Source organism: Streptomyces smyrnaeus (genome assembly GCF_017676345.1).
GTDB lineage: Bacteria > Actinomycetota > Actinomycetes > Streptomycetales > Streptomycetaceae > Streptomyces > Streptomyces smyrnaeus.
Window position 1 is genome coordinate 38,102 of sequence record NZ_JAFFZM010000016.1, and the last position, 17,813, is coordinate 55,914.

A 17,813-nucleotide genomic window follows, 5' to 3' on the forward strand; every position below is an offset into this window, starting at 1 on the left:
CCGCCCGCGAACGACGAGTGGGCCCGCCCCCACCAGGGGAACGGGCCCACCCGTACGTCAGCCGTCCGGGGTGTCAGGCGTCCTTGGACTCGCCCTCGGCCTCGGCGTCCGCCGACTCCTTCTTCAGGTCCGCGACGGCCTCGTCACCGGCGGCGTCCTTCGCGGAACGCTTGGTGGCGGCCTCGGCCTCGCCGACCGCCTCCTGCTGCACCGTCAGCGGCTCCACCAGCTCGATGACCGCCATCGGGGCGTTGTCCCCACGACGCGGGCCGATCTTGGTGATGCGGGTGTAGCCACCGGGACGGTTCTCGTAGCGGGGGCCGATCTCGGTGAAGAGCGTGTGGACGACGCTCTTGTCCAGGATCGTGCGCATGACCTGGCGGCGGTTGTGAAGGTCGCCCTTCTTCGCCTTGGTGATCAGGCGCTCGGCGACCGGACGCAGGCGGCGGGCCTTCGCCTCGGTCGTCGTGATGCGGCCGTGCTCGAACAGCGCGGTCGCCAGGTTGCCCAGCATCGCCTTCTGGTGCGCGGCGCTGCCGCCCAGACGGGGACCCTTGGTGGGCTTCGGCATGGTGTCTCTCCTTCGTTGTCACTGCACCGGCCGTGTCAGGAACCGGCGGCAGTCCCGGCCGTATCAGGTACCGGGGATACGGACCCGCGCCCCGTCAGGGGCGCAGGGGGGTGCCCCGAAGGGGCGCGGGGAACTGCTCCCCCAGCCTTCGGCCGGGAGGTGCCCCCACCAGCCACAGCCGACCCGCAGCTCCCCGACAGCAGTACGGGGCAGACGCTCAGTACTGCTCGGTCTCCACAAAACCCGCGTCCGCGTCGTCGTCGGCGCCGAAGGCGTCCGCGGCGGCGGTCGGGTCGAATCCGGGCGGGCTGTCCTTGAGGGCCAGGCCCATACCGGCCAGCTTGGCCTTGACCTCGTCGATGGACTTCGCACCGAAGTTGCGGATGTCCAGCAGGTCCGCCTCGGAGCGGGCCACGAGCTCGCCCACCGAGTGGATGCCCTCGCGCTTGAGGCAGTTGTAGGAGCGGACGGTCAGCTCCAGCTCCTCGATCGGCAGCGCCAGGTCGGCCGCGAGCGCGGCGTCCGTCGGCGACGGGCCCATGTCGATGCCCTCGGCGTCGACGTTGAGCTCGCGCGCCAGGCCGAACAGCTCGACCAGCGTCTTGCCCGCGGAGGCCATGGCGTCACGGGGGCGCATGGCCTGCTTGGTCTCGACGTCGACGATCAGCTTGTCGAAGTCGGTGCGCTGCTCGACACGGGTCGCCTCGACCTTGTAGGTGACCTTGAGGACCGGCGAGTAGATGGAGTCGACCGGAATCCGGCCGATCTCCTGGCCCACCTGCTTGTTCTGCACGGCGGAGACGTAGCCGCGACCGCGCTCGACGGTCAGCTCCATCTCCAGCTTGCCCTTGCCGTTCAGGGTGGCCAGGACCAGGTCCGGGTTGTGCACCTCGACACCGGCCGGCGGCGCGATGTCCGCGGCGGTGACCAGGCCCGGGCCCTGCTTGCGCAGGTACATCACGACCGGCTCGTCGTGCTCGGAGGAGACGACGAGGGACTTGATGTTGAGGATCAGGTCGGTGACGTCCTCCTTGACGCCCGGCACGGTCGAGAACTCGTGCAGGACACCGTCGATCCGGATGCTGGTCACAGCAGCGCCGGGGATCGAGGAGAGGAGCGTACGACGCAGGGAGTTACCGAGGGTGTAGCCGAACCCCGGCTCCAGCGGTTCGATCACGAACCGGGAGCGGAACTCGTCGACGACCTCTTCGGTCAGGGAAGGACGCTGAGCGATCAGCATGAGATGTTTTCCTCCAGTTTTCGGCAACCGCTATTTGATGCCGGTACTGCAAGGGTACGGGCGGCCCGGCCGAAACACAGCCGAGACCGCCCCGTACCCCTCTTGAGCACGCACTCGATCACTTCGAGTACAGCCCGAAGATCAGCTACCTCGTTACTTCGAGTACAGCTCGACGATCAGCTGCCCCGATTACTTCGAGTACAGCTCGACGATCAGCTGCTCCTGCACCTGGGTGTCGATCACCTGGCGCTCGGGCATCGAGTGGACGAGAATCCGCATCTTCGACGGGATGGCCTCCAGCCAGGCCGGGACCGTCCTGTCGCCGGCCTCCGCAGCTGCCACCTGGAAGGGGGTCAGGTTACGGGAGCCCTCGCGGACCTCGACGATGTCGTTGACGGACACCCGCGCCGAGGGGATGTCGGTCTTGCGACCGTTCAGCGCGATGTGGCCGTGCTTGACCAGCTGACGTGCGTGGTCACGGGACTTGGCGAAGCCGGCCCGGTACACGACGTTGTCCAGACGGGTCTCCAGAATGCGCAGCAGGTTTTCACCCGTCTTGCCCTGCTGGCGGTTGGCCTCGTTGAAGTACCCGCGGAACTGCTTCTCCAGCACGCCGTAGATACGGGCGGCCTTCTGCTTCTCGCGCTTCTGCAGCAGGTACTCGGAGTCCTTGGTGCGCCCGCGCCCGTGCTCACCCGGGGGGTAAGGACGGATCTCGATCGGGCACTTCGCGCTCTCGCACTTAGCTCCCTTGAGGAAGAGCTTCTGCTTCTCCCGACGGCAACGCTTGCAGTCGGCCCCGGTGTAACGCGCCATGTGTGGTGATCTCCTACTTCAGTTCTCAGACCCGGCGACGCTTCGGCGGGCGGCAGCCGTTGTGCGGGGTGGGGGTGACGTCCTGGATGGACCCGACCTCGAGGCCGGTGGCCTGGAGGGAGCGGATCGCGGTCTCACGGCCGGAGCCGGGACCCTTGACGAAGACGTCCACCTTCCGCATGCCGTGCTCCTGCGCGCGGCGCGCCGCGTTCTCGGCGGCCATCTGCGCGGCGAACGGCGTCGACTTCCGCGAGCCCTTGAAGCCGACGTGGCCGGCGGAGGCCCAGGAGATCACATTGCCGGTGGGGTCGGTGATCGAAACGATGGTGTTGTTGAACGTGCTCTTGATGTGAGCGTGCCCGTGGGCGACGTTCTTCTTCTCCTTGCGGCGCACCTTCTTGGCGCCGGCCGTACGGCCCTTCGGAGGCATATAGAGATAACTCCCGTGAGGTGGTCGGTCCTACAACGCGGACCGCTTGCAGCGTGTCCGGTGCGGACTACTTCTTGCCCGGCTTCTTCTTGCCGGCGATGGCGCGACGCGGGCCCTTACGGGTGCGGGCGTTGGTCTTGGTGCGCTGGCCGTGGACCGGGAGACCGCGCCGGTGGCGCAGACCCTCGTAGCAGCCGATCTCCACCTTGCGGCGGATGTCGGCCTGGATCTCACGGCGGAGGTCACCCTCGACCCGAAGGTTGTTGTCCACGTACTCGCGGAGCTTGACCATCTCCTCCTCGCCCAGGTCCCGGACGCGGGTGTCCGGGTTGACCCCGGTCTCGCGCAGGGTCTGCTGGGCAAGGGTGCGGCCGATGCCGAAGACGTAGGTGAGGGCGACCTCGACGCGCTTCTCGCGCGGGAGGTCGACGCCAGCGAGGCGTGCCATGGATGTGGCTCCTGATGATTCCGTCGGAGGTCTGCAGCAGTGCCGATCCCTCCATGCCTTCCGACCGGGGTGTCCCCTGTTCGAAGAGCTTGAGGGAGGGTCCCCGGCCTCCGACCGGGGGTGTCGACACCGTCACCGGTGTCGGGCCCTGCTTATGTGACTGTTGCTCGCGTCGCGCGAAGGAACTGCGAAAGGCAGGTCGTTAAGTCAGCCCTGGCGCTGCTTGTGGCGCAGGTTCTCGCAAATGACCATGACCCGACCGTGGCGGCGGATCACCTTGCACTTGTCGCAGATCTTCTTGACGCTCGGCTTGACCTTCATGGTGTGAGGTTCTCCGGGTCTGGCCATCTCCCCACGGGAGCGGGAAGCGGCACGATCTGTCGATCTACTTGTAGCGGTAGACGATCCGTCCGCGCGTCAGGTCGTAAGGAGACAGCTCCACCACGACCCGGTCGTCGGGAAGGATACGGATGTAGTGCATCCGCATCTTGCCGCTGATGTGCGCGAGGACCTGGTGCCCGTTCTGGAGCTCAACCTTGAACATCGCGTTCGGGAGAGACTCGACGACGGTGCCCTCGATCTCGATGGCCCCTTGTTTTTTGGCCATGCTTGAGCGCTTCACCTTCCGGGATCGGCTACCTGGGAGGCCCGAGGCATAGGGGTACACCTGGGCCGACGAGCCAGTCTACGACACCGCTCCCCGAATAGACGAATCGGGGAGTCTCCCCGTTGCGCGACGGGGTTAATCCGCAGGGCTCGGATCGAAGGACCGATTCAGCCCAGCGGGTCGGGGGCGGCCTCGATGCCGAGCTCGGCCAGCTTGGCGCGACCGCCGTCCCGTGCGGTCAGCACCAGCGGCCCCTGCTCGGTCAGTGCGACGGAGTGCTCCCAGTGGGAGGACCAGGTGCCGTCGTTCGTCTTGACCGTCCACTCGTCCGACAGAACGTGCGTACGAGGCGTCCCCAGGCTCACCATCGGCTCGATGGCCAGGCACATCCCCGGCACCAGCTTCGGGCCCTTGCCCCGCCGGCGCTCGACGTAGTTCAGCAGGTGGGGGTCCATGTGCATCTGGGAGCCGATGCCGTGGCCGCCGTAGTCCTCGATGATCCCGTACTTGCCGCCCGCCGGGCGCGGCTGCCGCCGGATGTAGCTCTCGATGGCCTTGGAGATGTCGACCAGCCGGTTGCCCTTGCGCATGGCGGCGATCCCGGCCCACATGGACTCCTGGGTCACCCGGCTGAGCTCCCGCAGCTCCGCCGAGTGGCCCTCGCCCACGAAGACGGTCAGCGCCGCGTCCCCGTGCCAGCCGTCGATGATGGCGCCGGCGTCGATGGAGAGCAGGTCACCGGCCTTGAGGACGGTGTCCTTGCTGGGGATGCCGTGCACCACGACGTCGTTGACCGACGTGCAGATGTTGCCGGGGAAGCCGCCGTACCCCAGAAAGTTCGGCTTCGCCCCGTGGTCGGCCAGCACCTTCGCCGCGACCTCGTCCAGGTCCTTGGTCGTCGCGCCCGGCACGGCGACCTTGGCGCACGCCTCGTGCATGGCGGCGACGACAAGCCCCGCCTCGCGCATCTTCGCGATCTGCTCCGGGGTCTTGATCTCGACCATGCTTGCCCTCTCGCCGGCCGCTGGGGCCTCGCCGCTGAATGATTACCCCCACCAGTTTGCCAGCCCTTGGGGGCGGCCGGGCCATGAGGCCCAGCCCTCCCCGGGCCGCCTCTGCTCAGGGGGTGCCCCGGCTGCCGTTCGCAGGCTGCGGGCCGGTTGTCGGCTGGTCGCGCAGTTCCCCGCGCCCCTGCGGGCACCCTGCCGCTGAGGCCCGGCCCCCTCGGGGCGCCCGCTGATGACTGGGCCCCTGACGATGCGAGGAGGGGCCGGGCTTCAGCCCGGCCCCTCCTGGAACCTTGTACGGCCGCGACGGCGCTCAGCCACCGGGCCACAGGGTCCGGCCGCATCAACGAGGGCCGCATCACCGCGTTCGGTCAGTCGCGCTCCAGGGCGCGCATCGCTCGCTCGGTGACCTCGCTGACCGCACCCAGCGCGGAGATGGTGGTCACGAGCCCCTGCGCCTTGTAGTGGTCGATGATCGGCTCGGTCTCGCTGTGGTAGACCTCCAGCCGCTTGCGCACGGTCTCCTCGCGGTCGTCCTCGCGCTGGTAGAGCTCGCCGCCGCACACGTCGCAGACGCCCTCGGTCTTGGCGGGGCTGTACTCGACGTGGAAGACGTGGCTGCTGTCGTTGCGGCAGATGCGCCGTCCGGCGATCCGCTTGACGACCTCGTCCTCGGGGACCTCCAGGTCGAGCACCGCGTCCAGCTTCTGGCCGGTCTCGTCCAGATAGCCGTCCAGCGCCTGGGCCTGGGCGATGTTCCGCGGGAAGCCGTCGAGCAGGAAGCCTGCCGCGGCGTCCGGCTCCTCCAGCCGGCTCTTGGCCATCCCGATGGTGACCTCGTCGGGTACCAGCTGGCCGGCCCGCATGTACTCCTGCGCCTTCTGCCCGAGCGGGGTGCCCTGGCTGATGTTGGCGCGGAACAGGTCGCCGGTGGCTACATGGGGGATCGCGAGGTTCTTGGCGAGGAACGCCGCCTGTGTTCCCTTGCCCGCACCAGGGGGCCCGACGAGGACGATACGCATCAGCGGAGGAACCCTTCGTAATGGCGCTGCTGAAGCTGGCTCTCGATCTGCTTCACGGTTTCGAGACCGACGCCCACGATGATCAGGATGCTCGTTCCGCCGAACGGGAAGTTCTGGTTGGCGTTGAACATGATCAGCGCGACGGTCGGCACCAGTGCGATCAGACCCAGGTACAGAGAGCCGGGCCACGTGATGCGGTTCAGCACGTAGCTCAGGTACTCCGCGGTGGGACGACCAGCCCGGATGCCCGGGATGAAGCCACCATACTTCTTCATGTTGTCAGCAACTTCTTCGGGGTTGAAGGAGATGGCGACGTAGAAGAACGCGAAGAAGACGATCAGCAGGAAATAGGTCGCAATGTAGAGAGGGTGATCACCCTTCACGAAGTGCGCCTGAATCCACTGCGCCCAGCCTGCTTGGGAGCCACTGAACTGGACGATCAGGGCGGGAATGTAGAGCAGCGACGAGGCGAAGATGACGGGAATCACACCCGCCTGATTGACCTTGAGCGGAATGTAGGTCGAGGTTCCGCCGTAACTCCGTCGGCCGATCATCCGCTTCGCGTACTGCACCGGAATACGGCGCTGCGCCTGCTCGACGAAGACCACGAGGGCGACCATCGCCAGTCCGCAGAGGATGACGGCGCCGAACTCGATCCAGCCGTCCGCCAGCTTGCCCTGCTTCTTGATCGCCCACAGCGCGCCGGGGAAGCCGGCCGCGATGGAGACGAACATCAGGATCGACATGCCGTTGCCGATACCGCGGTCGGTGATCAGCTCACCCAGCCACATGATCAGACCGGTGCCCGCCGTCATGGTGATGACCATCACGATGGTGGCGAAGATCGACTGGTCCGGGATGATCTGGCTGGCGACGCTGCAGTTCTGGAAAAGGCTGCCGCTGCGCGCGGTGGCCACCAGGCCGGTCGCCTGGAGGATGGCGAGGGCGATGGTCAGATAGCGCGTGTACTGCGTGATCTTCGCCTGTCCTGCCTGCCCCTCCTTCTTCAGGGCTTCGAGGCGCGGAATGACCACGACCAGCAGCTGCAGGATGATGCTCGCCGTGATGTACGGCATGATCCCGAGCGCGAAGATGGTGATCTGCAGCAGCGCCCCGCCGCTGAACATGTTGACCAGGCCGAACAGGCCCTGCGCGCCCTTGGCCTCGTCCATACAGGCTTGGACGTTCTCGTAGCTGACGCCCGGCACGGGAACGTGCGCTCCGATACGGAAGAGCACCATGATGCCGAGCGTGAAGAGCAGCTTCTTGCGCAGGTCGGGCGTCTGGAACGCCCGGGCGAACGCGGTGAGCACGGTGCCTCCTGCGCCCCCCGCGATCTACTGCGCGAGAGGTGACGGTCTTGAGGATCGACAGTTATCAAGTGGTGGCCACCTTACCGGCGACCGCACCACCGAGAAACGACCAGCTGTGCAAACGACCAACCGGGGATGTCCCGTTGGGACATCCCCGGCCTGTCGTTCACCTGATCAACGAACTCAGAGAAGTTCGGTGACGGTGCCGCCGGCAGCGGTGATCTTCTCCTTGGCGGAGCCGGAGACCTTGTCGACGGTCACCGTCAGCGCCACCGAGATGTCGCCGTCACCGAGCACCTTGACCAGCTCGTTCTTGCGCACAGCGCCCTTGGCGACCAGATCGGCCACCGTGACCTCGCCACCCTGCGGGTAGAGCGCGGCCAGCTTCTCCAGGTTGACCACCTGGAACTGCTTGTGGGCGGGGTTGTTGAAGCCCTTGAGCTTGGGCAGCCGCATGTGCAGCGGCATCTGCCCACCCTCGAAGCGCTCCGGAACCTGGTACCGGGCCTTGGTGCCCTTGGTGCCACGACCCGCGGTCTTGCCCTTGGACGCCTCACCACGACCCACGCGGGTCTTGGCGGTCTTGGCGCCCGGGGCAGGACGGAGGTTGTGGACCTTCAGCGGGTTGTCGTCCGCCATCTCAGTCGACCTCCTCGACCGTCACGAGGTGGCGCACGGCGTGCACCTGACCGCGAACGACGTCGCTGGCCTCGCGGACGGCCACATCGTTGACGCGCTTGAGACCGAGGGTCCGCAGCGTGTCACGGTGGTTCTGCTTGGTCCCGATAACGGAACGGGTCTGCGTGATCTTCAGGCGAGCCATTACGCGCTCACCCCTGCACGCGCCCGCAGCAGAGCGGCGGGGGCCACGTCCTCGAGCGGCAGACCACGGCGGGCGGCGATCTCCTCGGGACGCTGAAGCCCCTGCAGAGCCGCACGCGTGGCGTGCACGATGTTGATCGGGTTCGACGAGCCGAGCGACTTGCTGAGCACGTCGTGGATGCCCGCGCACTCCAGCACGGCACGCACCGGGCCACCGGCGATCACACCGGTACCGGGCGAAGCCGGCTTGAGCAGCACGACACCCGCTGCCTCCTCACCCTGGATCGGGTGCGGAATGGTGCCCTGGATACGCGGGACCTTGAAGAAGTGCTTCTTGGCCTCCTCAACACCCTTGGCGATGGCGGCCGGCACCTCCTTGGCCTTGCCGTATCCGACACCCACGGTGCCGTCACCGTCGCCCACCACGACCAGCGCGGTGAAGCTGAAGCGACGACCACCCTTCACAACCTTGGCGACGCGGTTGATGGCGACAACACGCTCGACATACGCGGTCTTCTCGGCGGCAGCGCCGCCGTCCCGGCCCTTACGGTCCCGCCGCTCGCCGCCACCGGCGCCGCCACCGCGGCGCTGGGGTCCAGCCATTGGAATTACCTCTCTCTTTGTCCGCTAGCTCACGGAACCGGGGCTCAGAACTTGAGCCCGGCCTCGCGGGCGGCGTCAGCCAGAGCGGCAATCCGCCCTGCGTACTTGTTGCCACCGCGGTCGAACACGACGGCCTCGACACCCGCGGCCTTGGCGCGCTCGGCGACCAGTGCGCCGACCTGCTTGGCCTGGGTGCTCTTGTCACCCTCACCGCCGCGGACCGAACCGTCCAGGTGCGACGCCGAGGCCAGCGTGTGGCCCGCGATGTCGTCGATCACCTGTGCGGTGATCCCGCGGTTGGTGCGCGTCACCACAAGACGGGGGCGCTCGGGGGTGCCCGAGACCTTCTTGCGGATCCGGATGTGACGGCGCTTGGCGGCGGCACGCTTGTAGGCGTCGCCCTTGGCGATCTTCACGCCGTATGCCATGGCTTACTTACCAGCCTTTCCGACCTTGCGGCGGATGACCTCGCCCGCGTACTTCACGCCCTTGGCCTTGTAGGGGTCGGGCTTGCGCAGCTTGCGGATCTTCGCGGCGACCTCGCCGACCCGCTGCTTGTCGATGCCCTCGACCGTGAACTTGGTCGGGGAGTCGACCTTGAAGGAGATCCCCTCGGGGGCCTCCACCAGGATCGGGTGGCTGTAGCCCAGCGAGAACTCCAGGTCGGAGCCCTTGGCCTGGACCCGGTAGCCGACACCGCTGATCTCAAGGTTCTTGCTGAACCCGGTGGTCACGCCAGTGATCATGTTCGCCACCAGCGTGCGGGACAGACCGTGCAGGGCCCTGTTCCGGCTCTCGTCGTTCGGACGGGTGACGACGAGCGCGCCGTCCTCGCCCTTGGCGATCTCGATGGGCGCGGCAACGGTGTGCGAGAGCGAGCCCTTGGGGCCCTTCACCGCGACCGTCTGGCCATCGATGGTGACGTCCACACCGGCGGGAACCTGGATGGGGAGCTTGCCGATACGCGACATTGCTTTACCTCCGTTCCCTTCCGTTACCAGACGTAGGCGAGGACTTCCCCGCCCACACCCTTCTTGCTGGCCTGCTTGTCGGTGAGGAGACCGTGCGACGTGGAGATGATCGCCACGCCCAGGCCGCCGAGCACCTTCGGCAGATTGGTGGACTTTGCGTAGACCCGCAGACCCGGCTTCGAGATCCGCTTGATGCCGGCGATCGAGCGCTCGCGGTTCGGGCCGAACTTCAGCTCGAGAACGAGGTTCTTGCCGACCTTGGCGTCCTCGGTCTTCCAGCCGGTGATGTAGCCCTCCTGCTGGAGGATCTCCGCGATGTGCGACTTGATCTTGCTGTGCGGCATCTCCACGGTGTCGTGGTACGCCGAGTTCGCGTTACGCAGACGCGTCAGCATGTCTGCGATGGGATCGGTCATGGTCATGTGATGGCCTTCGGCCTCTCTCGCCGGGGTTTCCCTGTATGCGTCGTCCCTCTCCCCGTCCGCCGGCCTTGCGGCCGACGACAGGACGGGTGCGTCGCGGGGGACCTACGGCGTAGTAAGCGACTTTTCAGCTTACCGAGAGTCCTGGTTGGTCCCAAATTCCCGCCGTCCGACGTATGCCCCTGCGGAGCGTCGGTCGGATGGGGGCACCTCCCGGCGGTCGCCGGGAGGGTGGGATTACCAGGAGCTCTTGGTCACGCCCGGCAGCTCGCCACGGTGCGCCATCTGGCGAAGGCACACGCGGCACAGGCCGAACTTGCGGTAGACGGAGTGCGGACGGCCGCAGCGCTGGCAGCGTGTGTAAGCACGCACCGAGAACTTCGGCTTCCGGCTGGCCTTCGAGATCAGAGCCTTCTTCGCCATGATCAGTTCTCCTTGAACGGGAAGCCGAGGTGACGAAGCAGGGCCCGGCCCTCGTCGTCGTTGGTCGCCGTGGTGACCACGGTGATGTCCATGCCCCGGACCCGGTCGATCTTGTCCTGGTCGATCTCGTGGAACATGACCTGCTCCGTGAGACCGAAGGTGTAGTTGCCCCGACCGTCGAACTGCTTGGGCGACAGACCGCGGAAGTCGCGGATACGCGGCAGTGCGAGGGACAGCAGGCGGTCCAGGAACTCCCACATCCGGTCGCCGCGCAGCGTCACGTGGGCGCCGATCGGCTGACCCTCACGCAGCTTGAACTGCGCGATGGACTTGCGGGCCTTGGTCACAGCGGGCTTCTGACCGGTGATCGTGGCGAGGTCCTTGATGGCACCCTCGATCAGCTTGGAGTCGCGGGCGGCGTCGCCCACACCCATGTTGACCACGATCTTGGTCAGACCGGGGATCCGCATGACGTTGTCGTAGGAGAACTCGTCCTGCAGCTTGCCCTGGATCTCGGCGCGGTAGCGCTGCTTGAGGCGGGGGGCCTCGGTGGTGGTGGCAGTCATCAGATGTCCTCACCGGTCCGCTTGGCAACGCGGATCTTGTTGCCGTCATCGTCGAAGCGGTACCCGACGCGGGTCACGACCTTCTTGCCGTCCTTCTCCACGACCAGCTGAACGTTGCTGACGTGGATCGGGGCCTCGGTCGTCACGATGCCGCCGGTCTTCGAACCGCGGGCCGTCTGACCGGCCTTCGTGTGCTTCTTGACCCGGTTGACACCCTCGACCAGGACCCGGTCCTCGCGGGGGTAGGCCACGATGACCTTGCCCTGCTTGCCCTTGTCCTTACCGGTGATGACCTGAACCAGGTCGCCCTTCTTGATCTTCATGGTCACAGCACCTCCGGCGCGAGCGAGATGATCTTCATGAACTTCTTCTCGCGCAGCTCGCGGCCCACCGGGCCGAAGATGCGGGTGCCGCGAGGGTCGCCGTCGTTCTTGAGAATGACGGCGGCGTTTTCGTCGAACCGGATGTACGAGCCGTCCGGGCGGCGGCGCTCCTTGACGGTGCGCACGATGACGGCCTTGACGATGTCGCCCTTCTTCACGTTCCCGCCGGGGATCGCGTCCTTGACGGTAGCGACGACGACGTCACCGATGCCCGCGTAGCGCCGGCCCGAACCGCCGAGCACACGGATGGTGAGAATCTCCTTCGCACCCGTGTTGTCGGCGACGCGAAGCCGGGACTCCTGCTGGATCACGTCTATCTCCTGTATGTCTGCCGGTTCCCGGCAGGGATCTGACGATCCCTGCCGAGCCTGGCGGAACGAACCTTTGAGCCCGGGACGGGCTCGAAGGAGTTACTTGGCCTTCTCGAGGATCTCGACGATGCGCCAGCGCTTGGTGGCGGACAGCGGCCGGGTCTCCATCAGGAGGACGCGGTCGCCGACACCGGCAGCGTTCTGCTCGTCGTGCGCCTTGAGCTTGTTGGTACGGCGGATGACCTTGCCGTACAGCGCGTGCGTGACGCGGTCCTCGACGGCGACGACAACGGTCTTGTCCATCTTGTCGCTGACGACAAGGCCCTGCCGGGTCTTGCGGAAGCCGCGCTCAGTGTTCTTCTGGGTCACATTCGTCTCGCTCATCAGGCGCTCTCCACCGTCTCGATGCCCAGCTCGCGCTCACGCATCAGGGTGTAGATCCGGGCGATGTCCTTGCGGACGGCCTTGAGCCGGCCGTGGTTCTCGAGCTGCCCGGTCGCCGCCTGGAAGCGGAGGTTGAACAGCTCTTCCTTGGCTTCGCGGAGCTTGGAGACAAGCTCCTCGTCGCCCAGCTCGCGCAGCTCGGACGCCTTGGTTCCGGCCGCCATCACGCGTCACCTGCCTCGCGCCGCACGATGCGGCACTTCATCGGAAGCTTGTGAGCAGCGCGGGTGAGCGCCTCACGAGCAATCTTCTCGTTCGGGTAGGACAGCTCGAACATCACGCGCCCCGGCTTGACGTTCGCGACCCACCACTCCGGCGAACCCTTACCGGAACCCATGCGGGTCTCGGCGGGCTTCTTGGTCAGCGGACGGTCCGGGTAGATGTTGATCCACACCTTGCCGCCACGCTTGATGTGACGGGTCATGGAGATACGAGCGGCCTCGATCTGCCGGTTCGTCACGTAGGCACCGGTCACAGCCTGGATGCCGTACTCACCGAACGCGACCTCGGTACCGCCCTTGGCCATACCCGTGCGCTTCGGGTGGTGCTGCTTGCGGTGCTTGACCCTGCGCGGGATCAGCATGGGTCAGCTCTCCTTTCCTGAAGCGCTCGGCTCGGCCGCGGCGGCGGCGGGCGTCACGGACTCCGGCTTGGGAGTCTCGGCACCCTGGCCCTGCCCCTGCGGCTTACGGCCGCGGCGCTCGCCGCCCCGACCGCGGGGACGGTCGTTGCCGCCACCGCGCGACGGGCGGTTGCCCGCACGGGCCGCGGCGTTCTCGGCGCGCACCTCGGCGATGTTCTTGACGTCGCCCTTGTAGATCCACACCTTCACACCGATGCGGCCGAAGGTCGTACGGGCCTCGAAGAAGCCGTAGTCGACGTTGGCGCGCAGCGTGTGCAGCGGGACCCGGCCCTCGCGGTAGAACTCCGAGCGCGACATCTCGGCACCGCCGAGACGGCCGCCGCACTGGATCTTGATGCCCTTGGCACCGGCCTTCATCGCCGTCTGCATGCTCTTGCGCATGGCGCGGCGGAAGGAGACCCGGGAGGACAGCTGCTCGGCGACCGCCTGGGCCACGAGCTGCGCGTCCGTCTCGGGGTTCTTCACCTCGAGGATGTTGAACTGGATCTGCTTGCCGGTGAGCTTCTCCAGGTTGCCGCGCAGCCGGTCCGCCTCGGCGCCGCGGCGGCCGATGACGATGCCCGGACGGGCGGTGTGGACGTCGACACGGACGCGGTCACGCGTGCGCTCGATCTCCACCTTGGAGATGCCCGCCCGCTCCATGCCCTGAGTGAGCATGCGGCGGATCGAGACGTCTTCCTTGACGTAGTCCTTGTAGAGCTTGTCGGCATACCACCGCGACTTGAAGTCGGTGGTGACGCCGAGCCGGAACCCGTGCGGGTTTACCTTCTGGCCCATTACCGGGTTCCTTCCTTGCTGCTCACGACCACGGTGATGTGGCTCGTCCGCTTACGGATCCGGTAGGCACGGCCCTGGGCACGCGGCCGGAACCGCTTCAGGGTCGGACCCTCGTCGACGTAGGCCTCGGAGATGTAGAGGCTGTCGACGTCCGTGTGGTCGTAGTTGTGCGCGGCGTTGGCGATGGCGCTGTCCAGCACCTTGCCCACCGGCACGCTCGCGGCCTGCGGGGCGAAACGCAGGACCGCCTGAGCCTCCGTGGCGTTCATGCCACGAACAAGGTCCACCACCCGGCGGGCCTTCATGGGCGTGACGCGCACATAGCGCGCTGAGGCCCTGGCTTCCATGGTTGTCCCTTCGGTGTCAGTCATGATCTACACACCCCGCCCGTCAGCGACGACGCGACTTGCGGTCGTCCTTGACGTGGCCGCGGAAGGTGCGGGTCGGCGCGAACTCGCCGAGCTTGTGGCCGACCATCGACTCGGTGACGAACACCGGGACGTGCTTGCGGCCGTCGTGCACCGCGATCGTGTGGCCCAGCATGGCCGGGACGATCATCGAGCGGCGAGACCAGGTCTTGATGACGTTCTTGGTGCCCGCGTCGTTCTGGGCGTCCACCTTCTTTGCGAGGTGGTCGTCGACGAAGGGCCCCTTCTTGAGACTGCGCGGCATCTAAACCCGCCTCCTAGCGCTTCTTGTTCGTCTTGCGGCGGCGGACGATGTACTTGTTGCTGGCCTTCTTCGGCGAGCGCGTACGCCCCTCCTTCTGACCCCACGGCGAAACCGGGTGGCGGCCACCGGAGGTACGACCCTCACCACCACCGTGCGGGTGGTCGATCGGGTTCATGACCACACCGCGGACGGTCGGGCGAACGCCCTTCCAGCGCATGCGGCCGGCCTTGCCCCAGTTGATGTTCGACTGCTCGGCGTTGCCGACCTCGCCGACAGTGGCGCGGCAGCGGACGTCGACCAGCCGGATCTCACCGGACGGCATACGCAGGTGGGCCATCCGGCCCTCCTTGGCCAGCAGCTGCACCGAGGCACCGGCGGAGCGGGCGAACTTGGCGCCGCCGCCCGGCTTCAGCTCGATCGCGTGGATCGTCGTACCGACCGGGATGTAGCGCAGCGGCAGGTTGTTGCCCGGCTTGATGTCGGCGCCCTGGCCGTTCTCGACGCGGTCGCCCTGCTGAATGCCGCGCGGGGCGAGGATGTAGCGCTTCTCGCCGTCCACGTAGTGCAGCAGCGCGATACGCGCGGTGCGGTTCGGGTCGTACTCGATGTGCGCGACCTTCGCCGGCACGCCGTCCTTGTCGTGCCGACGGAAGTCGATCACGCGGTAGGCGCGCTTGTGGCCACCACCCTGGTGGCGTGCAGTCACACGACCGGCGTTGTTACGGCCGCCCTTGCTGTGCAGCGGGCGGACCAGCGACTTCTCCGGCGTGTCCCGCGTGATCTCGACGAAGTCGGCGACGGATGAGCCGCGACGGCCCGGAGTCGTCGGCTTGTACTTGCGGATACCCATTTCTCAGTCCTCGGAAGATTCAGGACTTCTGAACGACCTGGCCCCCGTCAGGAGGCCGGGCCGCCGAAGATGTCGATACGGTCGCCCTCGACAAGGGTCACGATGGCGCGCTTGGTGTCTGCGCGCTTGCCGTAACCGGTGCGGGTGCGCTTGCGCTTGCCCTGGCGGTTGATCGTGTTGACCCCGGCGACCTTGACCGAGAAGACCTCTTCGACGGCCTGCTTGATCTGGGTCTTGTTCGCACGCGGGTCGACGATGAACGTGTACTTGTTCTCGTCCAGCAGCGCGTAGCTCTTCTCCGAGACGACCGGCCGCAGCAGCAGGTCGCGCGGGTCGGAGAAGGTCTTGCTCGGGTCGGCCGGCGCAATCGGGCCCGGACCGTCGGCCGCACGGCGGGCGGCCTTGGCGACGCGGGCGGCCTTCGCGGCCTTCGCTGCCTTGGAGGCAATGCTCGGGTGTCGCGTAGCCATCAGGCGTCGCTCCCTTCGGTGTGGGCCTGCGGGCCAGCAACGAAGGACTCGAGCGCGGCCCGGGTGAAGACCACGTCGTCCGAGACGAGCACGTCGTAGGTGTTGAGCTGGCCCGGCTCCAGGATGTGCACCTGGGGCAGGTTGCGGGCGGACAGCCAGGCGGCCTCGTCGGTGCGCTCGGCGACCAGCAGCAGGTTCTTCCGCTCGCTGATCTTGCCGAACAGGCCCTTCGCGGCCTTGGTCGAGATCTCGCCCTCGACCACGCCGGAGACGACGTGGACGCGGCCGTGGCGGGCCCGGTCGGAGAGGGCACCGCGCAGCGCGGCGGCCTTCATCTTCTTCGGGGTCCGCTGCGAGTAGTCGCGCGGCACTGGGCCGTGCACGACGCCACCGCCGGCGAACTGCGGCGCACGGGTCGAGCCCTGACGGGCGCGCCCGGTGCCCTTCTGGCGGTACGGCTTCTTGCCGCCGCCGCGGACCTCGCCGCGGGTCTTGGTCTTGTGCGTGCCCTGGCGGGCCGCGGCCAGCTGGGCGACGACGACCTGGTGGATCAGCGGAACGCTGACCTGCGCGTCGAAGATCTCCGCGGGGAGCTCGACGGTCCCGGTCTTGTCGCCGGCCGGCGAAAGGATGTCAATGGTGCTCATCGGTTCCTCAAGCCCCCTTGGCCGCGGTACGGACCAGGACGAGGCCGCCGTTCGGACCGGGGACTGCGCCCTTGATGAGCAGCAGGCCCTTCTCCGCGTCAACGGCGTGGACGGTCAGGTTCTGGGTGGTGACCCGCTCGTTGCCCATCCGGCCGGCCATCCGGGTGCCCTTGAAGACACGGCCCGGGGTGGCGCAGCCACCGATGGCGCCCGGCTTGCGGTGCACACGGTGGGCACCGTGCGAGGCCTTGCCGCCGTGGAAGCCGTGGCGCTTCATGCCACCGGCGAAGCCCTTGCCCTTCGACTTGCCGGTCACATCCACCTTGACGCCGGCCTCGAAGGTGTCCGCGTTCAGCTCCTGGCCGAGCGTGTACTCGGACGCGTCGGAGGTGCGCAGTTCCACCAGGTGGCGGCGGGGGGTGACGTCGGCCTTGGCGAAGTGGCCCTTGAGGGGCTTGTTCACCTTGCGCGGGTCGATCTCGCCGAAGGCGATCTGGACGGCCTCGTAGCCGTCCCTGTCTGCGGTGCGGACCTGGGTCACGACGTTCGGCCCGGCCTTGACGACGGTCACGGGGACAACGCGGTTGTTGTCGTCCCAGACCTGGGTCATGCCGAGCTTCTCGCCCAGGACGCCCTTGATCTGCTTAGCCATCTCTACGACACCCCTCAGAGCTTGATCTCGATGTCGACGCCGGCCGGAAGGTCCAGGCGCATCAGCGAGTCAACGGTCTTGGGGGTCGGGTCGAGGATGTCGATCAGACGCTTGTGGGTACGCATCTCGAAGTGCTCGCGCGAGTCCTTGTACTTGTGCGGCGACTTGATGACGCAGTACACGTTCTTCTCTGTGGGCAGCGGCACCGGGCCGGCGACCGACGCGCCAGTACGCGTCACCGTCTCGACGATCTTCTTCGCCGAGTTGTCGATGACCTCGTGGTCGTAGGCCTTGAGCCTGATGCGGATCTTCTGTCCCGCCATGGCTACTTCGTAGTCCTGTCTCTCGTAACGCTCTGGAACCCCGTTGGCTTCACAGCCCCCGACCCTGTACTCGACGCTCGACCCACGCGGTCGGGCGTGTCGGCTTCCTTCTCATACGGATGCGTACGCGCAAAAGTGCGCCCCCTCAGGGCCGTGGCGGACCTCAGGGGTTCCGTGAGAGGAGAAGCCGGGGGAGGAAACCCACCGGGTGCCTGGTTGGAAGCCCCTCCTACGCTTCCCGGAAGATTCCCGTACTTCCGCCCCTGATGAGAGGCGACGAATACCTGGGACTCGCTTCCGGTCCTCCCGGCGGGAGGCGCGCAGCATCGGCACTCAACCGAGCAACCTGGACAGTGTGCCATAGAGGGCAGAGCGGTCGC

The 17,813-nt window shown here is 67.1% G+C and carries 31 protein-coding genes; all 31 read right to left on the reverse strand.

All coding sequences use genetic code 11. The features are described from left to right. Positions 1 to 73: 73 nt before the first annotated feature. The 31 genes from rplQ to rpsJ all read right to left on the reverse strand — a co-directional run bounded on the left by rplQ (position 74) and on the right by rpsJ (position 17,433). Positions 74 to 571, reverse strand: a complete 498-nt coding sequence (rplQ, locus tag JW613_RS24425) for a 50S ribosomal protein L17 (protein ID WP_099883491.1) — start codon at positions 569 to 571, stop codon at positions 74 to 76. 217 nt (positions 572 to 788) lie between these two features. Continuing rightward, positions 789 to 1,811: a DNA-directed RNA polymerase subunit alpha gene (locus JW613_RS24430; RefSeq protein WP_019354927.1), complete on the reverse strand. Its 1,023-nt coding sequence runs from the start codon at positions 1,809 to 1,811 to the stop codon at positions 789 to 791. A gap of 189 nt (positions 1,812 to 2,000) precedes the next feature. Next, on the reverse strand, positions 2,001 to 2,627 hold the full coding sequence (rpsD, locus tag JW613_RS24435; RefSeq protein ID WP_209213106.1) for a 30S ribosomal protein S4: 627 nt from the start codon (positions 2,625 to 2,627) through the stop codon (positions 2,001 to 2,003). 25 nt (positions 2,628 to 2,652) lie between these two features. Next, entirely contained in the window at positions 2,653 to 3,057 is a 405-nt protein-coding gene (gene rpsK, locus JW613_RS24440) for a 30S ribosomal protein S11 (RefSeq protein ID WP_016473404.1), read from the reverse strand. A 67-nt stretch (positions 3,058 to 3,124) separates the two neighbouring features. Further along, entirely contained in the window at positions 3,125 to 3,505 is a 381-nt protein-coding gene (gene rpsM / locus JW613_RS24445; protein ID WP_099883489.1) for a 30S ribosomal protein S13, read from the reverse strand. A gap of 207 nt (positions 3,506 to 3,712) precedes the next feature. Further along, entirely contained in the window at positions 3,713 to 3,826 is a 114-nt protein-coding gene (gene rpmJ, locus JW613_RS24450; protein WP_009740505.1) for a 50S ribosomal protein L36, read from the reverse strand. A 64-nt stretch (positions 3,827 to 3,890) separates the two neighbouring features. Continuing rightward, positions 3,891 to 4,112, reverse strand: a complete 222-nt coding sequence (gene infA, locus JW613_RS24455) for a translation initiation factor IF-1 (RefSeq protein ID WP_003948620.1) — start codon at positions 4,110 to 4,112, stop codon at positions 3,891 to 3,893. Between the two features lie 167 nt (positions 4,113 to 4,279). After that, entirely contained in the window at positions 4,280 to 5,116 is an 837-nt protein-coding gene (gene map, locus JW613_RS24460) for a type I methionyl aminopeptidase (RefSeq protein WP_209213107.1), read from the reverse strand. 374 nt (positions 5,117 to 5,490) lie between these two features. Next, complete coding sequence (locus JW613_RS24465; protein WP_209213108.1) at positions 5,491 to 6,141, reverse strand: adenylate kinase; 651 nt, start codon at positions 6,139 to 6,141, stop codon at positions 5,491 to 5,493. Continuing rightward, a complete protein-coding gene (gene secY / locus JW613_RS24470) occupies positions 6,141 to 7,454 on the reverse strand; it encodes a preprotein translocase subunit SecY (protein ID WP_209213109.1) in 1,314 nt (437 codons plus the stop codon). Before secY ends, JW613_RS24465 begins: the two co-directional genes overlap by 1 nt. Before the next feature lie 183 nt (positions 7,455 to 7,637). Continuing rightward, on the reverse strand, positions 7,638 to 8,093 hold the full coding sequence (gene rplO, locus JW613_RS24475; protein WP_099883485.1) for a 50S ribosomal protein L15: 456 nt from the start codon (positions 8,091 to 8,093) through the stop codon (positions 7,638 to 7,640). Position 8,094: 1 nt separating this feature from the next. Further along, complete coding sequence (gene rpmD / locus JW613_RS24480; RefSeq protein WP_099883484.1) at positions 8,095 to 8,277, reverse strand: 50S ribosomal protein L30; 183 nt, start codon at positions 8,275 to 8,277, stop codon at positions 8,095 to 8,097. Beyond that, complete coding sequence (gene rpsE, locus JW613_RS24485) at positions 8,277 to 8,879, reverse strand: 30S ribosomal protein S5 (RefSeq protein ID WP_055485893.1); 603 nt, start codon at positions 8,877 to 8,879, stop codon at positions 8,277 to 8,279. The genes rpmD and rpsE overlap by 1 nt, the downstream gene beginning before the upstream one ends. A gap of 44 nt (positions 8,880 to 8,923) precedes the next feature. After that, positions 8,924 to 9,307, reverse strand: coding sequence for a 50S ribosomal protein L18 (gene rplR, locus JW613_RS24490; protein ID WP_209213110.1), 384 nt, complete (start codon positions 9,305 to 9,307; stop codon positions 8,924 to 8,926). Positions 9,308 to 9,310: 3 nt separating this feature from the next. Further along, on the reverse strand, positions 9,311 to 9,850 hold the full coding sequence (gene rplF / locus JW613_RS24495) for a 50S ribosomal protein L6 (RefSeq protein WP_099883482.1): 540 nt from the start codon (positions 9,848 to 9,850) through the stop codon (positions 9,311 to 9,313). 23 nt (positions 9,851 to 9,873) lie between these two features. Beyond that, the gene (rpsH, locus tag JW613_RS24500) at positions 9,874 to 10,272 is read right to left on the reverse strand and encodes a 30S ribosomal protein S8 (RefSeq protein WP_099883481.1); all 399 of its coding nucleotides are present in this window, start codon (positions 10,270 to 10,272) and stop codon (positions 9,874 to 9,876) included. Between the two features lie 237 nt (positions 10,273 to 10,509). Continuing rightward, a complete protein-coding gene (locus JW613_RS24505; protein ID WP_027738922.1) occupies positions 10,510 to 10,695 on the reverse strand; it encodes a type Z 30S ribosomal protein S14 in 186 nt (61 codons plus the stop codon). 2 nt (positions 10,696 to 10,697) lie between these two features. Then, positions 10,698 to 11,261 carry a 50S ribosomal protein L5 gene (rplE, locus tag JW613_RS24510; RefSeq protein ID WP_099883480.1) on the reverse strand — a complete coding sequence of 188 codons (564 nt, stop codon included), beginning with the start codon at positions 11,259 to 11,261 and terminating at the stop codon, positions 10,698 to 10,700. Then, on the reverse strand, positions 11,261 to 11,584 hold the full coding sequence (gene rplX, locus JW613_RS24515; protein WP_099883479.1) for a 50S ribosomal protein L24: 324 nt from the start codon (positions 11,582 to 11,584) through the stop codon (positions 11,261 to 11,263). Before rplX ends, rplE begins: the two co-directional genes overlap by 1 nt. 2 nt (positions 11,585 to 11,586) lie before the next feature. Next, complete coding sequence (gene rplN, locus JW613_RS24520; RefSeq protein WP_019354942.1) at positions 11,587 to 11,955, reverse strand: 50S ribosomal protein L14; 369 nt, start codon at positions 11,953 to 11,955, stop codon at positions 11,587 to 11,589. 99 nt (positions 11,956 to 12,054) lie between these two features. Next, a complete protein-coding gene (gene rpsQ, locus JW613_RS24525) occupies positions 12,055 to 12,339 on the reverse strand; it encodes a 30S ribosomal protein S17 (protein ID WP_099883478.1) in 285 nt (94 codons plus the stop codon). Further along, positions 12,339 to 12,563 (reverse strand): 50S ribosomal protein L29, encoded by a 225-nt coding sequence (rpmC, locus tag JW613_RS24530; RefSeq protein ID WP_016473420.1) that lies wholly within the window; start codon positions 12,561 to 12,563, stop codon positions 12,339 to 12,341. Before rpmC ends, rpsQ begins: the two co-directional genes overlap by 1 nt. Then, complete coding sequence (rplP, locus tag JW613_RS24535) at positions 12,563 to 12,982, reverse strand: 50S ribosomal protein L16 (RefSeq protein ID WP_099883477.1); 420 nt, start codon at positions 12,980 to 12,982, stop codon at positions 12,563 to 12,565. The genes rpmC and rplP overlap by 1 nt, the downstream gene beginning before the upstream one ends. Before the next feature lie 3 nt (positions 12,983 to 12,985). Beyond that, entirely contained in the window at positions 12,986 to 13,819 is an 834-nt protein-coding gene (rpsC, locus tag JW613_RS24540; RefSeq protein ID WP_099883476.1) for a 30S ribosomal protein S3, read from the reverse strand. Next, positions 13,819 to 14,166, reverse strand: coding sequence for a 50S ribosomal protein L22 (rplV, locus tag JW613_RS24545; protein WP_099883475.1), 348 nt, complete (start codon positions 14,164 to 14,166; stop codon positions 13,819 to 13,821). Before rplV ends, rpsC begins: the two co-directional genes overlap by 1 nt. A gap of 43 nt (positions 14,167 to 14,209) precedes the next feature. Further along, complete coding sequence (gene rpsS, locus JW613_RS24550; RefSeq protein WP_099883474.1) at positions 14,210 to 14,491, reverse strand: 30S ribosomal protein S19; 282 nt, start codon at positions 14,489 to 14,491, stop codon at positions 14,210 to 14,212. Between the two features lie 13 nt (positions 14,492 to 14,504). Next, positions 14,505 to 15,341, reverse strand: coding sequence for a 50S ribosomal protein L2 (gene rplB, locus JW613_RS24555; protein ID WP_099883473.1), 837 nt, complete (start codon positions 15,339 to 15,341; stop codon positions 14,505 to 14,507). A gap of 47 nt (positions 15,342 to 15,388) precedes the next feature. Continuing rightward, complete coding sequence (gene rplW / locus JW613_RS24560) at positions 15,389 to 15,811, reverse strand: 50S ribosomal protein L23 (RefSeq protein ID WP_209213111.1); 423 nt, start codon at positions 15,809 to 15,811, stop codon at positions 15,389 to 15,391. Then, entirely contained in the window at positions 15,811 to 16,458 is a 648-nt protein-coding gene (rplD, locus tag JW613_RS24565; RefSeq protein WP_099883471.1) for a 50S ribosomal protein L4, read from the reverse strand. The genes rplW and rplD overlap by 1 nt, the downstream gene beginning before the upstream one ends. Before the next feature lie 7 nt (positions 16,459 to 16,465). Then, positions 16,466 to 17,110, reverse strand: coding sequence for a 50S ribosomal protein L3 (rplC, locus tag JW613_RS24570; protein WP_099883470.1), 645 nt, complete (start codon positions 17,108 to 17,110; stop codon positions 16,466 to 16,468). 14 nt (positions 17,111 to 17,124) lie between these two features. Continuing rightward, entirely contained in the window at positions 17,125 to 17,433 is a 309-nt protein-coding gene (rpsJ, locus tag JW613_RS24575; protein WP_016473429.1) for a 30S ribosomal protein S10, read from the reverse strand. Between the last annotated feature and the right edge of the window lie 380 nt (positions 17,434 to 17,813).